The sequence below is a fragment of the Bacillus haynesii genome (assembly GCF_014042035.1).
Lineage (GTDB): Bacteria > Bacillota > Bacilli > Bacillales > Bacillaceae > Bacillus > Bacillus haynesii.
In genome coordinates, this window is record NZ_CP059494.1 from 470,954 (window position 1) to 492,697 (window position 21,744).

22 protein-coding genes are annotated in these 21,744 nt (G+C 48.1%); 19 read left to right on the forward strand and 3 right to left on the reverse strand.

What is annotated here, in order from left to right:
* Positions 1-181 precede the first annotated feature (181 nt).
* The 4 genes from H2R00_RS02475 (at position 182) to H2R00_RS02490 (ending at position 3,110) form a co-directional block, all read left to right on the forward strand.
* Positions 182-751, forward strand: a complete 570-nt coding sequence (locus H2R00_RS02475; RefSeq protein ID WP_182071007.1) for a serine O-acetyltransferase — start codon at positions 182-184, stop codon at positions 749-751.
* A gap of 382 nt (positions 752-1,133) precedes the next feature.
* Positions 1,134-1,595 (forward strand): acidic lipoprotein LytA, encoded by a 462-nt coding sequence (locus H2R00_RS02480; RefSeq protein ID WP_244958274.1) that lies wholly within the window; start codon positions 1,134-1,136, stop codon positions 1,593-1,595.
* A 35-nt stretch (positions 1,596-1,630) separates the two neighbouring features.
* Positions 1,631-2,251, forward strand: a complete 621-nt coding sequence (locus tag H2R00_RS02485; protein WP_182070400.1) for an N-acetylmuramoyl-L-alanine amidase family protein — start codon at positions 1,631-1,633, stop codon at positions 2,249-2,251.
* A 133-nt stretch (positions 2,252-2,384) separates the two neighbouring features.
* A complete protein-coding gene (locus H2R00_RS02490; RefSeq protein WP_182070401.1) occupies positions 2,385-3,110 on the forward strand; it encodes a glycerophosphodiester phosphodiesterase in 726 nt (241 codons plus the stop codon).
* Between the two features lie 54 nt (positions 3,111-3,164).
* Here H2R00_RS02490 and H2R00_RS02495 read toward each other — a convergent pair whose 3' ends face one another.
* Positions 3,165-3,419 carry a DUF2627 domain-containing protein gene (locus tag H2R00_RS02495; RefSeq protein ID WP_154994135.1) on the reverse strand — a complete coding sequence of 85 codons (255 nt, stop codon included), beginning with the start codon at positions 3,417-3,419 and terminating at the stop codon, positions 3,165-3,167.
* Between the two features lie 153 nt (positions 3,420-3,572).
* Here H2R00_RS02495 and H2R00_RS02500 point away from each other — a divergent pair, with 153 nt between their 5' ends.
* The 8 genes from H2R00_RS02500 (at position 3,573) to H2R00_RS02535 (ending at position 13,645) form a co-directional block, all read left to right on the forward strand.
* Positions 3,573-5,639 (forward strand): sigma-54 interaction domain-containing protein, encoded by a 2,067-nt coding sequence (locus tag H2R00_RS02500; RefSeq protein ID WP_182071009.1) that lies wholly within the window; start codon positions 3,573-3,575, stop codon positions 5,637-5,639.
* Positions 5,640-5,764: 125 nt separating this feature from the next.
* On the forward strand, positions 5,765-6,676 hold the full coding sequence (gene yqiS, locus H2R00_RS02505; protein WP_182070402.1) for a phosphate butyryltransferase: 912 nt from the start codon (positions 5,765-5,767) through the stop codon (positions 6,674-6,676).
* Positions 6,677-6,679: 3 nt separating this feature from the next.
* Positions 6,680-7,774 (forward strand): branched-chain amino acid dehydrogenase, encoded by a 1,095-nt coding sequence (gene bcd, locus H2R00_RS02510; protein ID WP_003183340.1) that lies wholly within the window; start codon positions 6,680-6,682, stop codon positions 7,772-7,774.
* 38 nt (positions 7,775-7,812) lie between these two features.
* On the forward strand, positions 7,813-8,919 hold the full coding sequence (gene buk, locus H2R00_RS02515; protein WP_154994634.1) for a butyrate kinase: 1,107 nt from the start codon (positions 7,813-7,815) through the stop codon (positions 8,917-8,919).
* Positions 8,909-10,330: a dihydrolipoyl dehydrogenase gene (gene lpdA / locus H2R00_RS02520; protein ID WP_154994636.1), complete on the forward strand. Its 1,422-nt coding sequence runs from the start codon at positions 8,909-8,911 to the stop codon at positions 10,328-10,330. Before buk ends, lpdA begins: the two co-directional genes overlap by 11 nt.
* A gap of 22 nt (positions 10,331-10,352) precedes the next feature.
* Positions 10,353-11,345 (forward strand): thiamine pyrophosphate-dependent dehydrogenase E1 component subunit alpha, encoded by a 993-nt coding sequence (locus H2R00_RS02525; protein ID WP_182070403.1) that lies wholly within the window; start codon positions 10,353-10,355, stop codon positions 11,343-11,345.
* A gap of 12 nt (positions 11,346-11,357) precedes the next feature.
* Positions 11,358-12,341, forward strand: coding sequence for an alpha-ketoacid dehydrogenase subunit beta (locus H2R00_RS02530; RefSeq protein ID WP_182070404.1), 984 nt, complete (start codon positions 11,358-11,360; stop codon positions 12,339-12,341).
* A gap of 23 nt (positions 12,342-12,364) precedes the next feature.
* Complete coding sequence (locus H2R00_RS02535) at positions 12,365-13,645, forward strand: dihydrolipoamide acetyltransferase family protein (protein ID WP_182070405.1); 1,281 nt, start codon at positions 12,365-12,367, stop codon at positions 13,643-13,645.
* A 25-nt stretch (positions 13,646-13,670) separates the two neighbouring features.
* Here H2R00_RS02535 and H2R00_RS02540 read toward each other — a convergent pair whose 3' ends face one another.
* Positions 13,671-14,573 (reverse strand): YegS/Rv2252/BmrU family lipid kinase, encoded by a 903-nt coding sequence (locus H2R00_RS02540; protein WP_182070406.1) that lies wholly within the window; start codon positions 14,571-14,573, stop codon positions 13,671-13,673.
* A 183-nt stretch (positions 14,574-14,756) separates the two neighbouring features.
* Between H2R00_RS02540 and H2R00_RS02545 the strand changes: the two genes are divergently transcribed.
* The 5 genes from H2R00_RS02545 (at position 14,757) to H2R00_RS02565 (ending at position 18,683) form a co-directional block, all read left to right on the forward strand.
* On the forward strand, positions 14,757-15,194 hold the full coding sequence (locus H2R00_RS02545) for a BrxA/BrxB family bacilliredoxin (protein WP_145654040.1): 438 nt from the start codon (positions 14,757-14,759) through the stop codon (positions 15,192-15,194).
* Between the two features lie 223 nt (positions 15,195-15,417).
* Entirely contained in the window at positions 15,418-16,185 is a 768-nt protein-coding gene (gene artP, locus H2R00_RS02550; protein ID WP_154995284.1) for an arginine ABC transporter substrate-binding protein ArtP, read from the forward strand.
* An 87-nt stretch (positions 16,186-16,272) separates the two neighbouring features.
* Positions 16,273-16,935, forward strand: a complete 663-nt coding sequence (gene artQ, locus H2R00_RS02555) for an arginine ABC transporter permease ArtQ (RefSeq protein ID WP_020452110.1) — start codon at positions 16,273-16,275, stop codon at positions 16,933-16,935.
* A complete protein-coding gene (gene artM, locus H2R00_RS02560) occupies positions 16,928-17,650 on the forward strand; it encodes an arginine ABC transporter ATP-binding protein ArtM (protein ID WP_154995289.1) in 723 nt (240 codons plus the stop codon). Before artQ ends, artM begins: the two co-directional genes overlap by 8 nt.
* A gap of 73 nt (positions 17,651-17,723) precedes the next feature.
* A complete protein-coding gene (locus H2R00_RS02565) occupies positions 17,724-18,683 on the forward strand; it encodes an aromatic acid exporter family protein (RefSeq protein WP_182070407.1) in 960 nt (319 codons plus the stop codon).
* Between the two features lie 141 nt (positions 18,684-18,824).
* Here H2R00_RS02565 and prli42 read toward each other — a convergent pair whose 3' ends face one another.
* Positions 18,825-18,917, reverse strand: coding sequence for a stressosome-associated protein Prli42 (gene prli42, locus H2R00_RS02570; RefSeq protein WP_023855150.1), 93 nt, complete (start codon positions 18,915-18,917; stop codon positions 18,825-18,827).
* Positions 18,918-19,016: 99 nt separating this feature from the next.
* Here prli42 and H2R00_RS02575 point away from each other — a divergent pair, with 99 nt between their 5' ends.
* Both H2R00_RS02575 and H2R00_RS02580 read left to right on the forward strand, forming a co-directional pair.
* Complete coding sequence (locus H2R00_RS02575; protein ID WP_182070408.1) at positions 19,017-20,546, forward strand: acyl-CoA carboxylase subunit beta; 1,530 nt, start codon at positions 19,017-19,019, stop codon at positions 20,544-20,546.
* A gap of 20 nt (positions 20,547-20,566) precedes the next feature.
* A complete protein-coding gene (locus H2R00_RS02580; protein ID WP_182070409.1) occupies positions 20,567-21,685 on the forward strand; it encodes a tripeptidase T in 1,119 nt (372 codons plus the stop codon).
* Positions 21,686-21,744: the final 59 nt, after the last annotated feature.

The window sequence follows — 21,744 nt, forward strand, 5'->3', positions numbered from 1 at the left end:
CGCTGCAAAAACAGTGAATATTATGTAAAATCACCCCTCGCTTTGAGAGTGCCAATATATTGTAAAATAGACACTTTTTATACAAGATTAACTATTATATGATGAAATATAGGAAACGGAAGATTTAAGAGGCCTTCGAAGCCAATCTCGAGTTAAAAGTATGAAAAAAGCGGGTGGTATGATGATCTTTTCGAAAACAGATCTTCGCTATTATCTCGAACAAGACAAGAAAGCGTTAGGAATCTCAAGTCGAAAAAGGCCTAAATGGTTTGGCGATGATATTTGGAAGTATCAGATAGCCTTACGCAAACTTGAATATTACACCAATGTCAATTCCAAGGTGTTCAAGCATGTTTACCGGTATCTGCATAAAAAGAGAGGATTGAAGCTCGGGTTTGACATCCCGGTGAATGTTTTCGGTCCGGGGTTGAGAATCAACCATTACGGATTGCTCATCGTAAACAGCAATGCAAAAATAGGTGCAAACTGTGACATTCATCAAGGAGTTAACATCGGACAAAATCATGCTCACCACGATGTTCCCACAATCGGAGACAATGTCTGGATCGGGCCGGGAGCAAAGCTCTTTGGCAGCATTCACATTGCCGATGGCATTTCGATTGGCGCAAACGCCGTAGTCAACAAATCTTTCACTGAGGAAAACATTACAATAGCCGGTGTGCCTGCCAAAAAGATTAAAGAGGCGCCGTCAACAAGGGACCGGAAGCAGGCTGTGCAGCAGCAAATATAAGCATGAGAACTGCGGAAGGAGCAGCGCTACTAATCATCCGCTATGAAGGACTAAATGCTTGTCATGAAGAAGGCGGGCTTTAAAAAATGTTTTAAATAAAAGAGTATTTGTTCTTGCCTTCCTGCAAGTTCTGACAAAAACTACATAGCACGGCACCAGTTGTGGTGCATCCGTCTATTTTTAAAAGTTTGTCTCACGCCCGGTGAATTACTGTCATAGACTGACTCTATAAAGCGAAAGCCGCATGAAACGTCTTTTTTCTTATGAAAAAAGACGTTTTTTTATACAAAAAAATAAAAATGATGAAAAAGATCTGATTTCTTCCAGATTCTAACCACTTTTCGCCTTGGGTAGATCGTTTTTCACAGACGTTTTTGAGCGGATGGCTGCTAACAATTCGGAAATCCTTGGGGAATTGGACGGGGAAATCGGGCGAAAACCTGCTGCAGCGGCCTGCTTTACAGCCCCGGGTATTAAAGATAAGGTACGGGGTGTAAAAAATTCAGCGGGTGAGGTGGTCGACATGAAGAAAGGAGTCATCTTTGTTTTGTTCGCTATGCTGCTATTGGCAGGCTGCGGCACAACTCAACATAATGAGCTAAACGGCGATGAGAGCCGACAAGGAACAGGCGAGGGAACGCTCGTGAAAGAAGGCACCTTTGTCGGTTTGGCGGACCAGCATACCGTCGCCGTCAATATTGACGGCAAAGAAACGACGTTTCAGGTCCCTCCCGAAAAACGGGACAAATATAAAGGGATCAAGGATGGTACAAAGGTGGAAGTGAAGTACACGAAAGCAGAGGACGGAACATTACAGCTTGAAGATATGAAAAAGAAAAAATAATCGTTTGCAAAAAGGGATTGTAGGAGGAACAAATCGTGAAACTGTTAATGAGGAGTTTTGTTTTGCTGCTGTTTTCGTTTATTGCGGTTTTTCCAGCTGTTTTTGCGGCTGAGCCGCTTTCCGGGAAGACGGTATATGTTGACGCAGGTCACGGGGGCGAAGACAGCGGTGCGGTCGGAAACGGGCTGCTTGAGAAAGATGTCAACCTTGAAGTGGCAAAGCTGGTTGATGAAAAGCTGAAGGAAGACGGAGCCGACACGGTCGCCTCAAGAACGGATGATACGTTTTTGACACTGGAAGACCGGGTGGCCAAAGCGAGCAGGAATGCTTCAGACTTGTTGATCAGCATTCATGCAAACTCGGCCGTCCCTGAAGCGTCAGGTACAGAAACATATTTCGATTCTACGTATCAAGCCGCTGACAGCGAACGGCTGGCGTCTAACATTCAAGAACGGCTTCCGGATGCGCTGGGCACTCGGGACAGAGGTGTAAAAGAATCAGGGTTTTATGTCATCAAACATTCTCAAATGCCAAGTGTTTTAGTCGAACTGGGCTTTATTACAAATCAAACGGATGCAGATAAACTCGAAAGTCCGGAATATCAGGAAAAAGCTGCAGGCGCGATTGCTGACGCTGTCGTATCTTATTATGAATAACAGAAGGGCCCCGGTATATGACCGGGGTTCTTGTGTTATGTTTATGTTAAAAAAGGCCTTATATGTGGAAAGAAAACAGTAAGACCTTCATAATGAGATATAAACTTGCAATTCTTGTAGAGGTGAACTAGAAATGACGAAAATATTTGCACACAGAGGGGCTTCCGGAACTTTTCCCGAAAATACAATGGCGGCGTTTAAGCACGCGGCGGCCATCGGTGCAGACGGCATCGAATTGGATGTACAAATGGCAAAAGACGGACGTCTTGTTGTGATACATGATGAAAAGCTTGACAGGACGACTTCGCTGAAAGGATATGTGAAAGATCTTACATATGAGGAGATAAAGCGTGGAGACGCAAGCCACCGCTTTGCCGATAAGACCGGTTCTGTTCCGGTGCCGACCCTTGAAGAAGTGTTTGAGTGGGCGGCAGATGCTGAATTTCTTCTCAATGTGGAATTGAAAAACAGCATTATCCGCTATGAAGGAATGGAAGAAAAGGTGATGTCGATGATTGATGCGTACGGCCTTCAAGACCGGATCATTCTTTCATCATTCAATCATGAAAGCCTTGCGTTATGCAGCAAACTGAACCCAAGTATCGAATTGGCCGCGCTTTACATGGATGTCATTTACAAGCCAGAGGAGTACATTGAAATGATTCCGGCTTCAGGGTTTCATCCGTATCGCCGTTCAATGTCGGATGACACGATCAAAAACGCCCATTTAAAACAAAAAGCAGTCAGGCCGTTCACTATCAATCGTGAAGAGGAGATGAAAAAGCTGATTGCTGCGGGAATTGACGGTTTTTTCACCGATTTTCCCGAAAAAGCGTTAAAATTAAAGGCCGAGATGTGACATGAAAAAAGCCGCAGACAATATCTGCGGCTTTTTGCTTTCCGTTCACAGAGATCACACCTCGCGGCCGCTCTGCTTTTTTCTGAAACGGGGGCTTACTTGGTTGCGTTTTCTGTCTCTGTATAGAATAAATCCGCCTAATAAATAAAGGCCGCCTCCGAAGCATATGAACCCCGCCAGCCCCTGAAGCCAAAGGATCTGAAACGGGCTGATCAAAACGCCGAAAACAGTGTCGCGCATCAATTTAATTCCGAGAGCAGCCAAGCCTCCCGGGATCAGCAAAACGAGCAGTGCGATCATTCTCCCCATACACGAATCCCCTTACCAATGATTTACCTTTATTGTCTAATTGAAAAAAAAGTTTGTCAAGAAAGGAAAACATGATAACATAGATGTTGTGCAAATTGTTGCAAGTGAACGTGATAGTGTGCAAAATTTTTCATACAAAGGGGTAAAGGGATGATGCAAAAAGTACTGATCGTTGGTGCTGGCAAAGGGGGGACTGCTCTCTTGGATTTGCTGCTGAAAACAAAGACGATGCATATCGAGGCGGTCATCGATAAAAATCCGGAAGCGCCCGGGCTTTTCATCGCGCAAAAAAACGATATCGAAACGGCACTCGACTGGACGCCATACATCACAGAACAGATCGATATCATCATTGAAACGACCGGAGACGCCGGCGTGTTAAAGCAGCTGATGCGAAAAAAGCACGACAGAACGATCGTGGTGCCGGGATCACTCGCTTATATCATCTCTCAGCTGATGAATGAAAAGCAGCAGCTCATCCAAATCTTAAAAGAGCAGACGTATAAACACGACCGTATTTTCAACTCTATGAATGACGGCATGATCTTTATCGACATTAACGAAGAGATCATTTTGTTTAACAAAATGGCTGAAGTTATGACCGGGACAAAGCGCAGCGAAGCGATCGGCCAGCATATTCAAAATGTGATCCCGACGACGAAGCTGCCGCGCATTCTTAATACGAGAGAGCCTGAGTATCATCAAAAACAATTTCTCCATCCGAACAGGCAGATCGTCACGACCCGAATTCCGATTATTGATGACGGAGGAACGCTGCTCGGGGCGCTCAGCATATTTAAGGACATTACCGATGCGGTCGAGCTGGCTGAAGAGGTGACCAACCTGAAGGAAGTCAGAACGATGCTTGAAGCGATCATTCAATCTTCCGATGAAGCGATATCTGTCGTTGATGAAAACGGAAACGGGATGATGATCAACAGGGCGTATACGAAGATGACGGGTCTGACAAAAGACCAGGTGATCGGGAAGCCGGCTAATACCGACATCTCCGAAGGTGAAAGCATGCATTTGAAAGTGCTTGAAACGAGGCGCCCGGTCAGAGGTGTCAGAATGAAAGTCGGCCCCAATAAAAAAGAAGTGATCGTTAATGTCGCGCCGATTATCGTCGACGGCATTTTAAAAGGGAGCGTCGGCGTTATTCACGATGTATCTGAAATTCAATCGCTCACAAACGAGCTGAACAGAGCACGCCAGATTATCCGCACACTTGAGGCGAAATATACATTTGCCGACATCATCGGGTCAAGCGAGCAAATGCTCGTCGCGCTGGAACAGGCGAAATTGGGGGCGAAGACGCCTGCAACGATTTTGCTGAGAGGCGAATCAGGAACGGGGAAAGAGCTTTTTGCCCATGCCATACATAACGAAAGTGACCGAAAGTATAATAAGTTTGTCCGCGTCAATTGTGCGGCCATTTCGGAATCACTGCTCGAATCAGAGCTGTTCGGCTATGAAGAAGGCGCTTTTTCAGGTGCGCGCCGCGGCGGGAAAAAAGGATTCTTTGAAGAGGCGAACAACGGAAGCATTTTCTTGGATGAAATCGGCGAGCTCTCGCAAAACACACAAGCGAAGCTCCTCCGCGTTCTTCAGGAAAAAGAAATCGTCAGAGTCGGCGGGACCAAACCGATCCCTGTGAACGTCCGGGTCATCGCAGCGACAAACGTCAATATTGAAAAGGCGCTTGCTGAAGGCCGGTTTCGCGAAGACTTGTATTACCGGATCAATCGCTATCCGATATCGATTCCCCCGCTCAGGCAGCGGAAAGAGGATATCGAAGCCTTGAGCAGGCACTTAATTGGGAAGATCAACCAAGAATATGGACGCAATGTAAAGGGGCTTACGAACAACGCGCTCAAATCGTTAAAAGCGCGGAAGTGGCCGGGGAATGTCAGAGAGCTTGAAAATGTCCTCGAGCGGGCGATGATCTTTTTAAAACCGCAAATGGAATGGATTGATCTCGAACATCTGCCTGAAGCAGACCTTCCGAAAAAAAAGGTGGAAGCCGGAGCGGCTTTCCCTGAAGTTGAAGTTGAAAAGCTGTCTGATGCGGTCGAGCGGTTTGAAGCCCATGTCATTAAAGAAACGCTTGAAAAGCATCAATACAACAGAACGAAAACGGCAAAAGCGCTTGGAATCAGTATTCGCAATCTCTATTACAAAATGGATAAATACAATCTTGCAAAAGATAGCATGCAATAAATTGCAAAATGAGTGCAAAATCATGCAAACTGTAAACAGGTTCACAGTACCGAACCGCTTTTTTCATACTGGCACGAAACTTGCATGATATAGTGGGCGGATGTTTGCTTAGAAAGGTGGGTACTATGAAGCTGAAACAATTATTGCAAAAAGCGGCGGAGCTTGACAATAAAACGGTCGCCGTCGCACATGCAGAAGATGACGAAGTGCTGCAAGCGGTCAAACTTGCGGTCGACAAGCAATTTGCCCGGTTCTTGCTGATTGGGCACAGAGAAAAGATTAGACATATGATGACAGAACAGAACATTTCAAAACGGCACGTTGATATCATTCACTCGGAATCGCCGGCGGATTCGGCAAGAATTGCCGTTCAAGCTGTCAAAAGCGGAAATGCGGATGTTCTCATGAAGGGGAATGTCCCGACAGCTGTGCTATTAAAAGCCGTTTTGAACAAAGAGTACGGGCTCCGTTCCTCGAATGTGCTTTCACATGTAGCAGCATTTGAAGTCAGCGGGTTTGAGAGGCTGATTTATGTAACAGATGCGGCAATGAATATCAGCCCCAAGCTCGATGGGCTGAAGCAGATTTTAGAAAACGCAGTCGGCGTGGCGAGAGCGGTCGGCGTGCAAATGCCGAAAGTCGCTTGTCTCGCTGCGGTGGAAACGGTGAATCCCGCAATGGAAGCAACATTGAATGCAGCTGCCTTGACGCAGATGAATCATCGGGGCCAAATCAAAAACTGCATGGTTGACGGGCCTCTTGCGTTGGATAACGCGATATCACCGCTTGCCGCCCGGCATAAAAACATTTCCGGGATCGTAGCAGGCGAGGCCGATATCCTGCTTGTTCCTTCAATTGAAACAGGCAATGTCCTTTACAAATCATTGATTCATTTTGCGGGTGCGAAAGTGGGGGCCATTTTAGCAGGGGCAAAAGCGCCCATCGCCTTGACAAGCAGGGCCGATTCCGCAGAAAACAAGTTGTATTCGATTGCTTTGGCGCTGTGTACGTCTGAAGCACGACATGAGGAGGAATAAAAAATGGAACTATTTCGATATATGGAACAGTATGACTACGAGCAATTGGTATTTTGCCAAGATAAACAGTCCGGTTTAAAAGCGATCATCGCGATTCATGATACGACGCTCGGGCCAGCTCTCGGCGGCACGAGAATGTGGACATACGAAAGTGAAGAAGCCGCAATTGAAGATGCGCTGCGCCTTGCGCGGGGAATGACCTATAAAAATGCGGCGGCCGGACTGAACCTCGGAGGAGGCAAAACCGTTATTATCGGCGATCCGCGCAAAGATAAAAATGAAGAAATGTTCCGCGCTTTCGGCCGTTACATTCAAGGGTTGAACGGCAGATACATCACCGCGGAAGACGTCGGTACAACCGTTGAAGATATGGACATCATTCATGACGAAACTGATTTCGTTACAGGCATTTCACCTGCTTTCGGTTCATCGGGAAATCCTTCTCCGGTAACGGCTTATGGGGTATATAAAGGGATGAAGGCGGCGGCAAAAGCGGCCTTCGGGACAGATTCGCTTGAAGGAAAAACCGTTGCCGTCCAAGGCGTCGGAAACGTGGCCTACAACCTGTGTCGCCATCTCCACGAAGAAGGCGCGAAACTGATCGTGACCGACATCAATAAAGAAGCGGTCGAACGTGCAGTCGCCGAATTCGGCGCCCGTGCCGTCGATCCGGATGATATTTATTCACAAGAATGCGATATATATGCGCCATGTGCTCTCGGAGCGACAATCAATGATGATACGATTCCGCAGCTGAAAGCCAAAGTGATTGCCGGGGCAGCCAACAACCAGCTGAAAGAAACCCGCCACGGGGATCAAATCCACGACATGGGCATCGTTTATGCACCGGACTATGTCATCAATGCCGGCGGCGTCATCAATGTTGCTGACGAGCTTTACGGCTATAATTCGGAGCGCGCGCTGAAAAAAGTCGAAGGCATCTACGGAAACATTGAACGCGTTCTTGAAATTTCGAAACGCGACCGCATTCCGACATACTTGGCTGCAGACCGCCTGGCGGAAGAACGAATTGAGCGCATGCGCCAATCGAGAAGTCAATTTTTGCAAAACGGCCATCACATCTTAAGCAGACGTTAATATCATAACCCCTATTCACTATTGGAGGTTTTAAATCAATGCAGGTACAGGAAAAACGTATTCTCGTCATCAATCCGGGATCAACATCTACAAAGATCGGCGTTTTTCATGATGACCGTTCGATTTTCGAAAAATCAATCCGTCATGACGAGGCAGAGTTACAGCAATACGAGACCATTATTGATCAATATTCGTTCAGAAAACAGGCGATACTCGAAACCCTGCATGAACAGGGAATCAATATTTCTAAATTTGATGCCGTTTGTGCCCGGGGAGGGCTGCTCCGACCGATTGAAGGCGGGACTTACGAAGTCAATGATGCGATGATCGTCGATTTGAAAAACGGCTATGCGGGGCAGCATGCATCAAACCTCGGGGGCATCATCGCCAGGGAGATTGCCGACGGATTAAATATTCCCGCTTTTATCGTCGACCCCGTTGTTGTGGATGAAATGGCCCCTATCGCAAAAGTTTCCGGCACGCCGGCTATTGAAAGGCGCAGCATTTTTCACGCGCTCAACCAAAAAGCTGTCGCAAGGAAAGCGGCCTGGCAGTTCGGGAAGCGTTATGAAGATATGAAAATGATCATCACCCACATGGGAGGCGGCATCACGATCGGCGTCCATTGCCACGGACGGGTGATCGATGTCAACAACGGCCTTCACGGGGAAGGTCCGCTCAGTCCCGAGCGGGCCGGAACCATTCCTGCGGGCGATCTGATCGATATGTGCTTTTCCGGCGAATATACGAAAGACGAGCTGATGAAAATGCTTGTCGGCGGCGGCGGGCTTGCTGGCTATCTCGGCACGACGGACGCGGTAAAAGTTGAGAAAATGATCAAGGAAGGCGATCAAAAGGCTGCGCTCATCTATGAAGCGATGGCTTACCAAATCGCCAAAGAAATCGGGGCGGCCAGCGCCGTCTTAAAAGGCGAAGTTGATGTCATTATTTTGACAGGCGGACTGGCATACGGAAAATCGTTTGTTTCCTCGATCAGACAATACATAGACTGGATTTCGGATGTCTTCGTCTTTCCGGGAGAAAATGAGCTTCAAGCATTGGCTGAAGGTGCGTTTCGCGTATTGAACGGCGAAGAAGAGGCAAAACAGTATCCGAACCAGAGGAGGGAAAGTCATGGCAACTGAATACGATCTCGTGATTCTCGGAGGGGGCACAGGCGGCTATGTGGCCGCCATCAGAGCTTCGCAGCTGGGGCTGAAAACAGCCGTCGTTGAAAAGCGGAAACTCGGCGGCACGTGCCTTCATAAAGGCTGCATCCCGTCGAAGGCGCTCCTTAGAAGCGCGGAAGTTTACAGGACAGCAAAAAAGGCGGACGAATTCGGAGTGGTCATTCCTGAAGTCGGACTGCGGTTTTCTCAAGTTCAAAGCAGAAAACAAAAAATAATTGATCAGCTGCACAACGGAGTCAAACACTTGATGAAAAAAGGAAAGATCGATGTTTATGAAGGAATCGGCCGGATCCTCGGGCCGTCGATTTTTTCCCCGAACCCGGGGACGGTTTCCGTCGAGATGGCGAACGGGGATGAAAATGAGATGCTCATACCGAAAAACGTCATCATCGCCACAGGTTCAAGGCCCAGGTCGCTGCCAGGGCTTGAGCTTGACGGGGAAAGCGTTCTGTCATCCGACGAAGCGCTTGAACTTGAGCAGCTTCCGGCTTCCATGCTGATTGTCGGAGGAGGCGTCATCGGAATCGAGTGGGCTTCCATGCTGTGCGATTTCGGTGTTGATGTGACCGTTATTGAGTATGCAGACCGGATTTTGCCGACTGAGGATGCTGATATTTCTAAAGAAATGCAGACGCAGCTCGCGAAAAAAGGCATCACAATCATCACGGGAGCAAAAGTGCTGCCCGACACATTGGCGAAAGGCGATGCGGTCAGCATTCAAGCGGAAAAAGACGGGGAAAAACAGACCTATTCCGCTGAGAAAATGCTCGTATCGGTCGGAAGGCAGGCAAATGTTGAAGGTATCGGTCTGGAAAACACGGATATTCAGGTGGAAAACGGCTTTATCGTGACAAACAGCATGTACCAGACAAAAGAATCCCACATCTATGCGATAGGAGATGTGATCGGCGGCCTTCAGCTTGCACATGCAGCTTCCCACGAAGGGATTACGGCCGTTGAGCATATTGCTGATGAAAACCCGCACACCATCGATTATTCGCTTGTCTCAAAATGCATTTATTCAAGCCCTGAAGCCGCATCGGTCGGCTTGACAGAGGATGAGGCAAAGGCGCAGGGCAAGAGCGTCAAAGTAGGCAAATTTCCGTTTCAGGCGATTGGGAAAGCGCTCGTGTACGGTGAGACGGACGGCTTTGTCAAAATCGTCGCCGATCGCGAAACAGATGATATTTTGGGCGTTCACATGATCGGCCCGCATGTGACAGACATGATATCTGAAGCCGGTCTGGCAAAGGTGCTTGACGCCACTCCGTGGGAAGTCGGACAAACGATCCACCCGCATCCGACGCTGTCTGAGGCGATCGGAGAAGCCGCCCTTGCCGTAGATGGAAAAGCGATTCATTTTTAGAAAGCATGAAGGAGTGAAAAAAATGGGCAATAACCGTCATGAAGCAGTGGGATTAATAGATGAACAAGCAATCGACATGTACAAAACCATGCTTTTAGCCAGAAAACTCGATGAGCGGATGTGGCTCTTAAACCGTTCAGGCAAAATTCCTTTTGTCATCTCTTGTCAAGGACAGGAAGCAGCCCAAGTTGGAGCGGCTTTCGCTTTAGACCGGGAGAACGATTATGTGCTTCCGTATTACAGAGATATGGGTGTTGTGCTTGCTTTTGGAATGACGGCAAAAGATTTAATGCTGTCGGCGTTTGCAAAAGCCGAGGACCCGAATTCAGGAGGAAAGCAGATGCCGAGCCACTTCGGCCAAAAGAAAAACCGGATCGTCACGGGCTCTTCACCGGTGACAACGCAAGTTCCGCATGCGGTGGGGGTAGCGCTTGCCGGAAGGCTTGACAAGAAAGACATCGCGACTTTTGTGACGTTCGGCGAAGGTTCTTCAAACCAGGGGGACTTCCATGAAGGAGCGAACTTTGCCGCTGTGCATAAGCTTCCAGTCATTTTTATGTGTGAAAACAATAAATACGCTATCTCGGTTCCTTACGAAAAGCAGGTGGCTTGTGAAAACATTTCCGACCGTGCCGTCGGTTACGGCATGCCTGGCGTGACCGTTGATGGGAATGATCCGCTTGAAGTCTACAAAGCGGTTAAAGAAGCAAGAGAACGGGCCGGAAGAGGCGAAGGTCCGACATTAATCGAAACGATATCATACCGGCTGACCCCGCACTCCAGCGATGATGACGACCGAAGCTACAGAGAGCGCGAAGAGGTGGCGGAGGCGAAGAAAAATGATCCGCTTAACAAATTCGCACAATACTTAAGAGAAGCAGGACTTCTGGATGACCAGTCTGAGAAGCAAATGTCAGATGAGATCACAACCATCGTCAATGAAGCAACAGATTATGCTGAACATGCACCTTATGCAGATCCGGAAGATGCGCTGCGGCATGTTTATGCGGAGTAAGGGGGAAGAACAATGCCAGTTATGTCATATATAGATGCTGTCACTTTGGCTTTGAAAGAAGAAATGGAAAAGGATTCCCGCGTCTTTGTTTTAGGGGAGGATGTCGGCAAAAAAGGCGGTGTGTTCAAGGCGACAGCCGGTCTTTACGACCAGTTCGGCGAAGAGCGGGTGATGGATACGCCTTTGGCAGAATCCGCAATTGCCGGCGTCGGAATCGGGGCTGCCATGTACGGAATGAGACCGGTCGCCGAAATGCAGTTTGCTGATTTTATTATGCCGGCTGTCAACCAGATTATTTCGGAAGCGGCAAAAATCCGCTACCGCTCCAACAATGACTGGAACTGTCCGATCGTCATCCGCGCACCTTACGGCGGAGGCGTGCACGGCGCGCTGTACCATTCACAGTCGGTTGAAGCCGTGTTTGCCAACCAGCCCGGACTGAAAATCGTCATGCCTTCGACGCCTTATGATGTCAAAGGGCTCTTGAAAGCGGCCATCCGCGATGATGATCCTGTGCTGTTCTTTGAACATAAGCGTGCATACCGGCTGATCAAGGGCGAAGTGCCGAATGACGACTATGTACTGCCGATCGGAAAGGCGGACGTGAAGCGGGAAGGCGAAGACATTACTGTCATCACATACGGATTGTGCGTCCATTTCGCCCTTCAGGCTGCCGAGCGGCTTGCCAAAGACGGGATTTCCGCACATATCCTTGATTTAAGAACGGTATATCCGCTCGATCAGGAAGCGATTATTAAAGCGGCTTCCAAAACGGGCAAAGTGCTTCTGATGACCGAGGATACGAAGGAAGGCAGCATTATGAGTGAAGTAGCCGCGATCATTTCAGAGCATTGCCTGTTCGATTTGGACGCGCCGATTAAACGGTTGGCGGGCCCTGACGTCCCGGCAATGCCGTATGCTCCTACAATGGAAAAATTCTTTATGGTCAATCCGGATAAAGCAGAAGCAGCGATGAGAGAATTGGCCGAGTTTTAATATAGCGAAGGAGGACATATCGTATGGCAGTGGAACAAATGACAATGCCGCAGCTCGGAGAGAGCGTGACTGAGGGAACCATCAGCAAATGGCTCGTCAGCGTCGGAGATCACGTCAACAAATACGACCCGATTGCTGAAGTGATGACGGATAAGGTCAATGCTGAAGTCCCTTCATCGTTCACGGGAACGATTACCGAGCTTGTCGGGAAGGAAGGCGAAACTCTGCAAGTCGGAGACGTCATCTGCAAAGTCGAAACTAATGAAGATGCGAAACCGGAGGCTGAGGCTGTTTCCAAGCCAGATCAAGCGGAAGCGGAGCCGGCCAAACCGGAGGCGAAAGATACATCTCAGAAAAAACGTTATTCCCCGGCGGTGCTGAGACTTGCCGGAGAGCACAACATTGACTTGGAGCAGGTGGAAGGTACTGGTGCCGGCGGACGGATCACAAGAAAAGACATCCAGCGTATCATTGCTTCCGGAGCTGTTCCTCAAGCTGATGTAGCGCCGGAAAAACAGCCGGGTGCAAATGCAGCGGGAACGAGTGAACCTGTTCAAAAACCGGCGCAAGCCGCCCCTCAAGCTGCACCGCCTCAAAGTGCGGCTGGAGACGTCGAGATTCCTGTGACTGGAATCCGTCATGCAATTGCGACTAACATGGTCAGAAGCAAGCATGAAATCCCTCATGCCTGGACGATGATGGAAGTGGATGTCACAAGTCTTGTGAGCTACCGCAACAAAATAAAAGACGAATTCAAGAAGAAAGAGGGCTTCAGCCTGACCTTTTTCGCGTTCTTTGTCAAAGCGGTCGCACAGGCGCTAAAGGAATTCCCGCAAATGAACAGCATGTGGGCCGGAGATAAAATTATTCAGAAAAAAGACATCAACATCTCAATTGCAGTAGCGACTGACGATGCGTTATACGTTCCTGTCATCAAGCATGCCGATGAAAAAACGATTAAAGGCATCGCGAGAGAAATCTCCGAACTGGCTCATAAGGTCAGAAGCGGTAAGCTGACCAGCGGGGATATGAGCGGGGGTACGTTTACGGTCAACAATACTGGTTCGTTCGGATCGGTTCAGTCGATGGGGATCATCAACCATCCGCAGGCGGCCATTCTGCAGGTTGAATCGATCGTCAAGCGTCCCGTCGTCATGGAGCATGGCATGATCGCGGTCAGGGATATGGTGAACCTGTGCTTATCCCTCGATCACAGAGTGCTTGACGGCCTCATTTGCGGCAGATTCCTTGCCCGTGTGAAAGAGATTCTGGAACAAATCGATGATCATACGTCTATCTATTAAAAAAGAAGAGCTGGCCCGTTAAGGGTCAGCTTTTTTCTTTTTCTAAGGGGGCGAGCATGCGGAGATGCCCGTTTAACACCTCGATTGAAGCCGGCGTTTTTGTGCAGATTTCGCCGTCTGTATCGGCGTCCATTGGAAGGGCGGTTTCAACTTGAACGGTTTGCCCCTGATAATAGGAGAGCTCGCCTTCAAAGGATTCCCATTCGGGATCATCCATTGCAAAAAGCTCTTTCAATGCAGCCAGGTTTGTATTCCGGCAGACGAGGATGTCCGCTTTGCCGTCGTTAATGCTCAGCTGCGGAAGGGGGATCTTGTTCGTTCCGATAAATGGCCCGTTCAGCACGACCACCATGACCGCTTCGTCAGTAAACTCTTCTCCGTCGATCGACAGTCGGAAAGAGAAGGGCTCAAGATTGGAGATTGTCCGCAGTGCGCTCGTAAAATAACTGATTCTCCCGAGCAGCGCTTTTTCCGTTTGATTGATATGGCTGGAAGCTTCCGTGATCAATCCGATGCCCCAAAAGTTGAGACAATAATGATCATTTGCTTTTAAAACATCGACCGGGACGGGATTTCCATTGACGAGCGCTTCCGCCGCTTTTTCAATGTTCTGGGGAATGCGGAGCGCCCTCGAAAAGTCGTTGCATGTACCGCCCGGGAGGATGCCGATATCAGGCTTGGTTTGAAGCCGACTGATGCCGTTAATGCATTCGTGTACAGTCCCGTCACCGCCTAATATAAACAATTGCCCGATATCCTCCCCGATCTCCCGGCAAAATTCGAACGCATCGCGTTTTTTTCTCGTCGGCTTCACGATGAGTTCGTCTATAGCTTGTGAAAGAATCGGTACGGCAGCACCGAGTGTTTTTTCAACATTTTTTTGCCCTGCATTTCCGTTGTATATCAGCATTGCTTTTTTTCGGTTCATAAAGTACTCCTTTATTTTATAGGGTCTTTACTTATTTTTCCCCGGGCTGCCCGTGCCATAAACCTGAAGGAACACGAATCGCCTGATTTGCGGTCCGGACGGTTTCAAAGTATCATTAGAACAGATGAGCAAACAGCGGCTTTAGCATTATGCTGAAAGCGGCTAAAAAGGAGAGATCTTAAAGTGAACATGGATTTTAATCTGTTTATGAACGATGTCGTGCGCCAGGCCAGACAGGAAATAACGGCTGCCGGCTACACCGAACTGAAAACGCCTGAAGAAGTCGATGAAGCGCTCGCGAAAAAAGGCACTACGCTTGTGATGGTCAACTCCGTCTGCGGCTGTGCAGGGGGGATTGCAAGACCTGCCGCGCATCATGCAGTTCATTACGATAAGCGCCCGGATCATCTCGTCACCGTTTTTGCCGGACAAGACAAAGAAGCGACGGCCAGAGCAAGGGAATATTTTGAAGGATATCCGCCTTCTTCTCCGTCATTCGCCCTTTTAAAAGACGGCAAGATTTTAAAAATGGTAGAACGCCATGAAATTGAAGGCTATGAGCCGATGGCTGTCATCACCAAGCTTCAAGGATTGTTTGAAGAATACTGTGAAGAAGTATAAGGGAAATACCGCCTGCCAAAACATATGGCAGGCTTTTTTTGTGTATAAAAATTCTTTTTATATGCAGTCGGAAAGATAAAAACACAGGTGTTTGATTGGTATTTAAAGGCTTACTTGAAGGTTTTTTAGTTATTTTTCAAAATGGTATTGCATCCGCCTCAGAAAATGTTTAAAATACATAACAACGAATAAATATTCAAACAGGTTCAGGGGGATACACAACATGAAAAAATGGATGTTACTGGTAGTGACAGCATGTGTCACATTTGCATTGGCTGCTTGCGGGACGAGCAGCAGCTCTGATGATAAAAAAACATTGGTGATGGGAACTTCTGCCGATTACCCGCCTTTTGAATCGAAAGACGGAGATCAGATTGTCGGTTTTGATGTTGATCTGGCCAATGCACTGGCTGAAAAAACGGGCCATGAAATCGAAGTGAAAGACATGGACTTCAACGGCCTGGTGACCGCTCTTAAAACAAACAAAGTCGACATTGTGCTTTCAGGAATGACGCCGACGCCTAAACGCAAAAAGCAGGTCGATTTTTCAAACGTCTACTATACGGCTCACAACACGATCGTTACGAAAAAATCAAGCGGCATCAAATCGCTTGATGACTTGAAAGGAAAAACGGTCGGTGTACAGCTTGGCTCCATCCAGGAAGAAAAAGCGAAGGAGCTCACACCGGATTACAATTTAAAAGTTGAAAACCGCAACCGTATTTCGGATTTAACCGAAGAAATCAAAGCGGGCCGCTTCGACGCAGCAATCATTGAAGATATCGTTGCCGAAAAATATATTGATAAAAATGAAGAACTGGTTGGCTACAATCTGCCGAAAGAACCGGATGAAAAAGCCGGTTCCGCGATCGCCTTCAAAAAGGGAAGCGATTTGACCGAGAAGTTCAACAAAGCGCTTGAAGAGATGGAGAAAAGCGGAGAACTTGATAAGCTGAAAGAAAAATGGTTCGGCGGAGAAACAAAAAAGTAAGCGTGAAAAGTTCAACTTTTTGTTGAACTTTTTTTTCTAAAGCGATGTACGCCTCTTTGATGATGAGGCGGGAGAGGGAGAGTCATCATGAATTTTCTTGATTTTTCTAGTACAATACCTGAGATGCCTTTCATCCTGGAAGGCTTGGGCGTTACCTTAAAGGTGGTCGCGGCTGCGGCTGTGCTTGGATTTTTGCTGGGGGTTTTGATTACGCTTTTAAAAATCAGTTCGATCAAGCCCCTCGCATGGATTGCCGACTTTTACACTTCCATATTCCGGGGGACACCGCTCGTTCTGCAGCTGATGATCGTCTATTACGGGCTGCCTCAGGTGCTTGGCTTTGATATTGATGCTTATTGGGCGGCTGTCATCGCATTCGGCTTAAATTCCGCTGCTTATGTATCAGAAATCATCAGAGCCGGAATCAATGCGATCGACAAAGGACAAAAAGAGGCGGCGATGGCCCTGGGCGTCCCATATGCAAAGATGATGAAGGATCTCTTGCTGCCGCAGGCCTTTAAAAATATCATGCCCGCGCTGATCAACGAATCGATTACATTGACAAAGGAATCGGCTGTTGTCACCGTCATCGGACTCGGCGATATTATGAGACGAAGCTATCAGGCTGGAGCTGCGATCTACAGCCCGCTTGAGCCGATGCTGTTTGCGGGTCTCATCTACTATGTGCTCGTTTTGATCCTGACGTTTGTCGGCAAAGCGATTGAAAGGAAGCTGAATGTCAATGATTAATGTTCGCAATCTCTCAAAATCTTTCGGAAAGCACGAGGTGCTTAAACATATCTCCGTTTCCTTTGAAAAAGGCGAAGTAGCCGCTGTCATCGGTCCGTCAGGCTCAGGCAAGTCAACGTTTCTGCGTTGCTTAAACCTGCTCGAAAAGCCGACGGAGGGCAGCATTTTCATTCAGGATCAAGAGATTACAAGCCCGAAAACAAATGTGCTGAAAATCAGAGAGAACATCGGCATGGTCTTTCAGCATTTTCATTTGTTTCCGCATAAAACGGTTCTTGAAAATATTACGTATGCACCTGTCCATGTCAAAAAAGAAAGCAAACAGGAAGCAGTGAAAAAAGCGGAAGAACTGCTTGAGAAAGTGGGGCTTATCGATAAAAAAGATGATTATCCGAACCGTTTATCAGGGGGGCAAAAGCAGCGCGTCGCGATTGCGAGGGCGCTGGCGATGAATCCGGATATCATGCTGTTTGACGAGCCGACATCAGCACTTGATCCCGAGATGGTCAAAGAAGTGCTCCAAGTGATGCAGGATTTGGCGAAAACCGGAATGACGATGGTGATCGTGACGCACGAAATGGGATTTGCCAAAGAAGTCGCCGACAGGGTGCTTTTCATGGATGAAGGAACCATTGTCGAAGACGACGATCCTAAAGCGTTTTTTTCTTCTCCAAAATCGAAAAGAGCTCAAGACTTTTTAGAGAAAATACTATAAAATAAGCTGAAGAAGATGATGATCTTCTTCTTTTTTATTCACTCGACTACAGCAGAAAAGATTGGGGTTAACGATGTTTAAAATAGGTTATCGCACATTAAAAACAGCGCTTGGAACAGCATTGGCCATCTATATCGCACAGCTGCTCGGCCTCCATAATTTTGTGTCGACAGGGATCATCACGATCCTCTGTATTCAAGTGACGAAAAAGCGGTCCCTTCAGGCATCATGGGCCCGGTTTGCGGCATGCATTCTTGCGATCGTTTTTTCATACGCGTTTTTTGAACTGATCGGCTATCATCCGGCTGTCATCGGTCTGATGCTGCTGTTCTTTATTCCGACAACCGTTCTTCTGAAAATAAAAGAAGGAATCGTCACAAGTTCGGTCATCATTCTACATCTTTATATGTCAGAAGGGATCACCCTTTCTCTCATTTGGAACGAATGCCTCATCATCATTACGGGAATCGGCGTTGCCCTGCTGATGAATTTGTACATGCCGAGCCTCGATAAAGAGCTCAAACAGTATCAGCAGAAAATCGAAGATAACTTTGCCAAGATTTTTGAAGAAATCGAACGCTATTTGCTGACCGGGGAACAGGACTGGATGGGAAAAGAGATTCCTGAGACGCACCGTTTGATCAATGAAGCGAAGACCCTGGCATACCGCGATGTGGAAAATCATTTTCTCAGGCACGAAAACCTCTATTATCACTACTTTAAAATGAGAGAAAAGCAATTTGAAATTATCGAAAGGGTTCTGCCGAAAATCACGTCGATTTCGATGACGGTTGAACAGGGGCATATGATCGCAGCGTTTCTTCATGATTTAAGAGGGGCCATTCATCCCGGAAATACGGCTCATAAGTTTTTGAAGCGGCTCGTGAAAATGAGAGAGGAGATTGATGAGATGGAGCTGCCGACGACACGGGAAGAATTTGAAGCGCGCGCTGCTCTTTTCAACTTTCTCGGCGAAATGGAACAGTATCTTGTGATTAAGAGCTACTTTAAAGGAATTAAATCTCCTGCATAACCGCATGAGTTTCTCCTTCATTGGTCAATCTAATGAGACAGGGGGAAACCCGTGCGGTTTTTTCTATTCTTGCGGAAGTCCCAGCCCGAAAAAAAGCAGGCGTTTCTCCGCAAAAAGAGCCGCCTGCTTTCATTATTTGTATTAAAAAATCATGCTGAGTCCGGTAAGCAGAGTGGTCAGCACCATGACGCCGATCATTAAAATAACCATGAATTTGATGAATTTTCGAGACAAGTTTTTCACCTCTGTTTTTTAATCTCCCATTATTTTATACTGCTTTTTTTCATCGGACAAGTTTCGTGTAAGAATCAAATAGAGAAGGGGCAGAACGCGATGAATATGTTTGAAAGAGTCGACGATTTAAACAACAGCCGCCAAAAAGCTTTACTTGGGGGCGGGCAGGAACGGATCGACAGGCAGAAGCAAAAAGGCAAGCTCACCGCCAGAGAGAGAATTGATCTTCTGCTTGATGAGGGAACGTTCACTGAACTGAATGCCTTTGCCAGAAGCCGGCAGTCCGGCGGCCCGTTAGGCGACGGGGTTGTCACGGGATTCGGAAAAATCGACGGGCGGCCCGTTTATCTGTTTTCCCAGGATTTTACCGTCACCGGCGGAGCACTCGGAGAAATGCACGCCAAAAAAATAGCGGCCGTCATGGATCTTGCCCTCAAAAATAAGGCCCCTTTCATCGGTCTGAACGACTCAGGTGGTGCGAGAATTCAAGAGGGTGTGCTATCATTAGATGGATACGGTCATATTTTTTACCGAAATGTCCTTTGCTCAGGCATCATTCCGCAAATCTCTGTCATTCTCGGGCCTTGTGCGGGCGGCGCGGTTTATTCTCCAGCTTTGACCGACTTCGTTTTCATGAGCGAAAAAACCGGACAGATGTTCATTACCGGTCCGAAAGTCATCAAAACGGCGACAGGCGAAGCTGTCAGCTCCGGAGAATTGGGGGGCGCCTATATACATAATTCAATCAGCGGGAATGCCCATTTTTCCGGGGATTCCGATGAGGCCGTCCTCAGTGAGGTGCGCAAGCTCTTGTCCTACATCCCCCAGAATTACGAAGAAAAGCCTCCAGCCAAGACGAGAAAGGCGAAAGATCATGATATAAGGCCTGCTTTAATGACGATCCTGCCTGAAGACGGTCAGCGGCCGTATGACGTCAAACAGATCATCGCGGAAATCGCAGACAGCGGAACATTTTTTGAAGTCCAGCGCCACTTTGCCAAAAACGCGGTGATCGGTTTTGCAAGGATAGCAGGGGAAACGGCGGCGATTGTGGCCAACCAGCCGAAGTATTTAGCAGGAAGCCTCAGCATGGATGCGGCTGACAAAATCGCCCGGTTTATCCGTTTTTGCGATTCCTTTCAGATCCCGATTTTGACTTTGGTTGATTGTCCCGGTTTTCTTCCGGGAATACGCGAAGAGCACGGCGGGGTGATCAGGCACGGCGCCAAAATCCTTTACGCGTATGCGGAAGCCGCCGTCTGCAAGGTGACGGTCATTTTAAGAAAAGCATACGGCGGAGCATATGTCGCTTTAAACAGCAAGGCGCTTGGAGCGGATGCCGTGTTTGCTTGGCCGAATGCAGAAATTGCAGTGATGGGCGCCGGGGAAGCTGCAGACGTGCTGTTTGCGAAGGAAATCGAACGGTCAGAAGACCCGCGGGCCGCCCGCGAGGAAAAAATCCGGAAGTGCATGCAGGCTTCAAGCCCTTTTACCGCTGCAAGATACGGCATGGTTGACGATATCATCGATCCGAAAGAGACGCGGAAGAAGCTGATCCAAACGTTTGACATGCTGAAGAGCAAAAAAGAAATCCGGCCGGACAAAAAGCATGGAAATATACCGCTTTAAAAAATGGAGGGGAAACTAGCATGAATGAAAAACGTCTGTTAGAAGAGTTTTTAGAACTTGTGCAAATTGATTCCGAGACAAAACATGAAGCTGACATCTGCAAGGTGCTGAAAGAAAAATTTACGGCTCTTGGAATGGATGTCGTGGAGGATGACACAGCGCCAAAAACGGGGCACGGAGCGGGAAACCTCGTGTGCACGCTTCCGGGAACGAAAGAGGCGGACACGATTTACTTTACATCCCACATGGATACCGTCGTGCCCGGAAAAGGCGTGAAGCCGGTCATTGAAGACGGATATGTCAAAACAGACGGCACAACGATTTTGGGAGCTGACGACAAAACAGGCCTTGCAGCGATGCTTGAAGCCGTAAAAGTGCTGAAAGAAAAAAACATTCCGCACGGAACGATCCAGTTTATCATTACGGTCGGCGAAGAATCGGGGCTTGTCGGAGCGAAAGCTTTAGACCGATCGCTGATCAAAGCCGATTACGGATATGCGCTTGATTCCGACGGGAAGGTCGGCAATATTATCGTAGCAGCGCCGACACAGGCGAAAATTAGAGCAACTGTCTACGGAAAAACGGCTCATGCCGGAGTAGAGCCGGAAAAAGGAGTCTCCGCGATCACGATCGCTTCAAAAGCGATTGCCAAAATGCCGCTTGGCCGCATCGACGAGGAGACGACGGCTAATATCGGCCGCTTTGAGGGCGGAACGCAAACCAATATCGTCTGCGATCAGGTCGACATTCTCGCTGAAGCCCGTTCGCTTGTTCCGGAAAAAATGGAAAAGCAGACCGAAAAAATGAAGCAGGCGTTCGAAGCAGCCGCCGCCGAAATGGGGGGCAGAGCCGAGGTGGAAATCGAAGTCATGTACCCGGGCTTTAAATACAAAGACGGGGATCTCGTCGTTGAAATCGCCAAAAAAGCCGCCGGGAAAATCGGCCGTCCGTACGAGCTATTGACGAGCGGCGGAGGAAGCGATGCGAACGTCATCGCAGGTCATGGCATTCCGACTGTCAACCTTGCAGTCGGATATGAACAGATCCATACGAAAAACGAAAAAATGCCGATTGAGGAACTTGTTAAAACTGCAGAAATGGTCGTTGCCATTATTGAGGAAGTAGCAAATCCTTCATAAAGGCGGGGTTTTTACAGGGAAAGTCACCGTTTCAGCTCCAGCCGATGGTTTCAGCGGAA

Excerpts from the sequence above, each read along its gene's own strand:
- H2R00_RS02475 (WP_182071007.1), top strand. The coding sequence starts at position 182 with ATGATCTTTTCGAAAACAGATCTTCGCTATTATCTCGAACAAGACAAG.
- H2R00_RS02480 (WP_244958274.1), top strand. The coding sequence starts at position 1,134 with ATGGCTGCTAACAATTCGGAAATCCTTGGGGAATTGGACGGGGAAATC.
- H2R00_RS02490 (WP_182070401.1), top strand. The coding sequence starts at position 2,385 with ATGACGAAAATATTTGCACACAGAGGGGCTTCCGGAACTTTTCCCGAA.
- H2R00_RS02495 (WP_154994135.1), bottom strand. The coding sequence starts at position 3,419 with ATGGGGAGAATGATCGCACTGCTCGTTTTGCTGATCCCGGGAGGCTTG.
- H2R00_RS02500 (WP_182071009.1), top strand. The coding sequence starts at position 3,573 with ATGCAAAAAGTACTGATCGTTGGTGCTGGCAAAGGGGGGACTGCTCTC.
- yqiS (WP_182070402.1), top strand. The coding sequence starts at position 5,765 with ATGAAGCTGAAACAATTATTGCAAAAAGCGGCGGAGCTTGACAATAAA.
- bcd (WP_003183340.1), top strand. The coding sequence starts at position 6,680 with ATGGAACTATTTCGATATATGGAACAGTATGACTACGAGCAATTGGTA.
- buk (WP_154994634.1), top strand. The coding sequence starts at position 7,813 with ATGCAGGTACAGGAAAAACGTATTCTCGTCATCAATCCGGGATCAACA.
- lpdA (WP_154994636.1), top strand. The coding sequence starts at position 8,909 with ATGGCAACTGAATACGATCTCGTGATTCTCGGAGGGGGCACAGGCGGC.
- H2R00_RS02525 (WP_182070403.1), top strand. The coding sequence starts at position 10,353 with ATGGGCAATAACCGTCATGAAGCAGTGGGATTAATAGATGAACAAGCA.
- H2R00_RS02530 (WP_182070404.1), top strand. The coding sequence starts at position 11,358 with ATGCCAGTTATGTCATATATAGATGCTGTCACTTTGGCTTTGAAAGAA.
- H2R00_RS02535 (WP_182070405.1), top strand. The coding sequence starts at position 12,365 with ATGGCAGTGGAACAAATGACAATGCCGCAGCTCGGAGAGAGCGTGACT.
- H2R00_RS02540 (WP_182070406.1), bottom strand. The coding sequence starts at position 14,573 with ATGAACCGAAAAAAAGCAATGCTGATATACAACGGAAATGCAGGGCAA.
- artP (WP_154995284.1), top strand. The coding sequence starts at position 15,418 with ATGAAAAAATGGATGTTACTGGTAGTGACAGCATGTGTCACATTTGCA.
- artQ (WP_020452110.1), top strand. The coding sequence starts at position 16,273 with ATGAATTTTCTTGATTTTTCTAGTACAATACCTGAGATGCCTTTCATC.
- artM (WP_154995289.1), top strand. The coding sequence starts at position 16,928 with ATGATTAATGTTCGCAATCTCTCAAAATCTTTCGGAAAGCACGAGGTG.
- H2R00_RS02565 (WP_182070407.1), top strand. The coding sequence starts at position 17,724 with ATGTTTAAAATAGGTTATCGCACATTAAAAACAGCGCTTGGAACAGCA.
- H2R00_RS02575 (WP_182070408.1), top strand. The coding sequence starts at position 19,017 with ATGAATATGTTTGAAAGAGTCGACGATTTAAACAACAGCCGCCAAAAA.
- H2R00_RS02580 (WP_182070409.1), top strand. The coding sequence starts at position 20,567 with ATGAATGAAAAACGTCTGTTAGAAGAGTTTTTAGAACTTGTGCAAATT.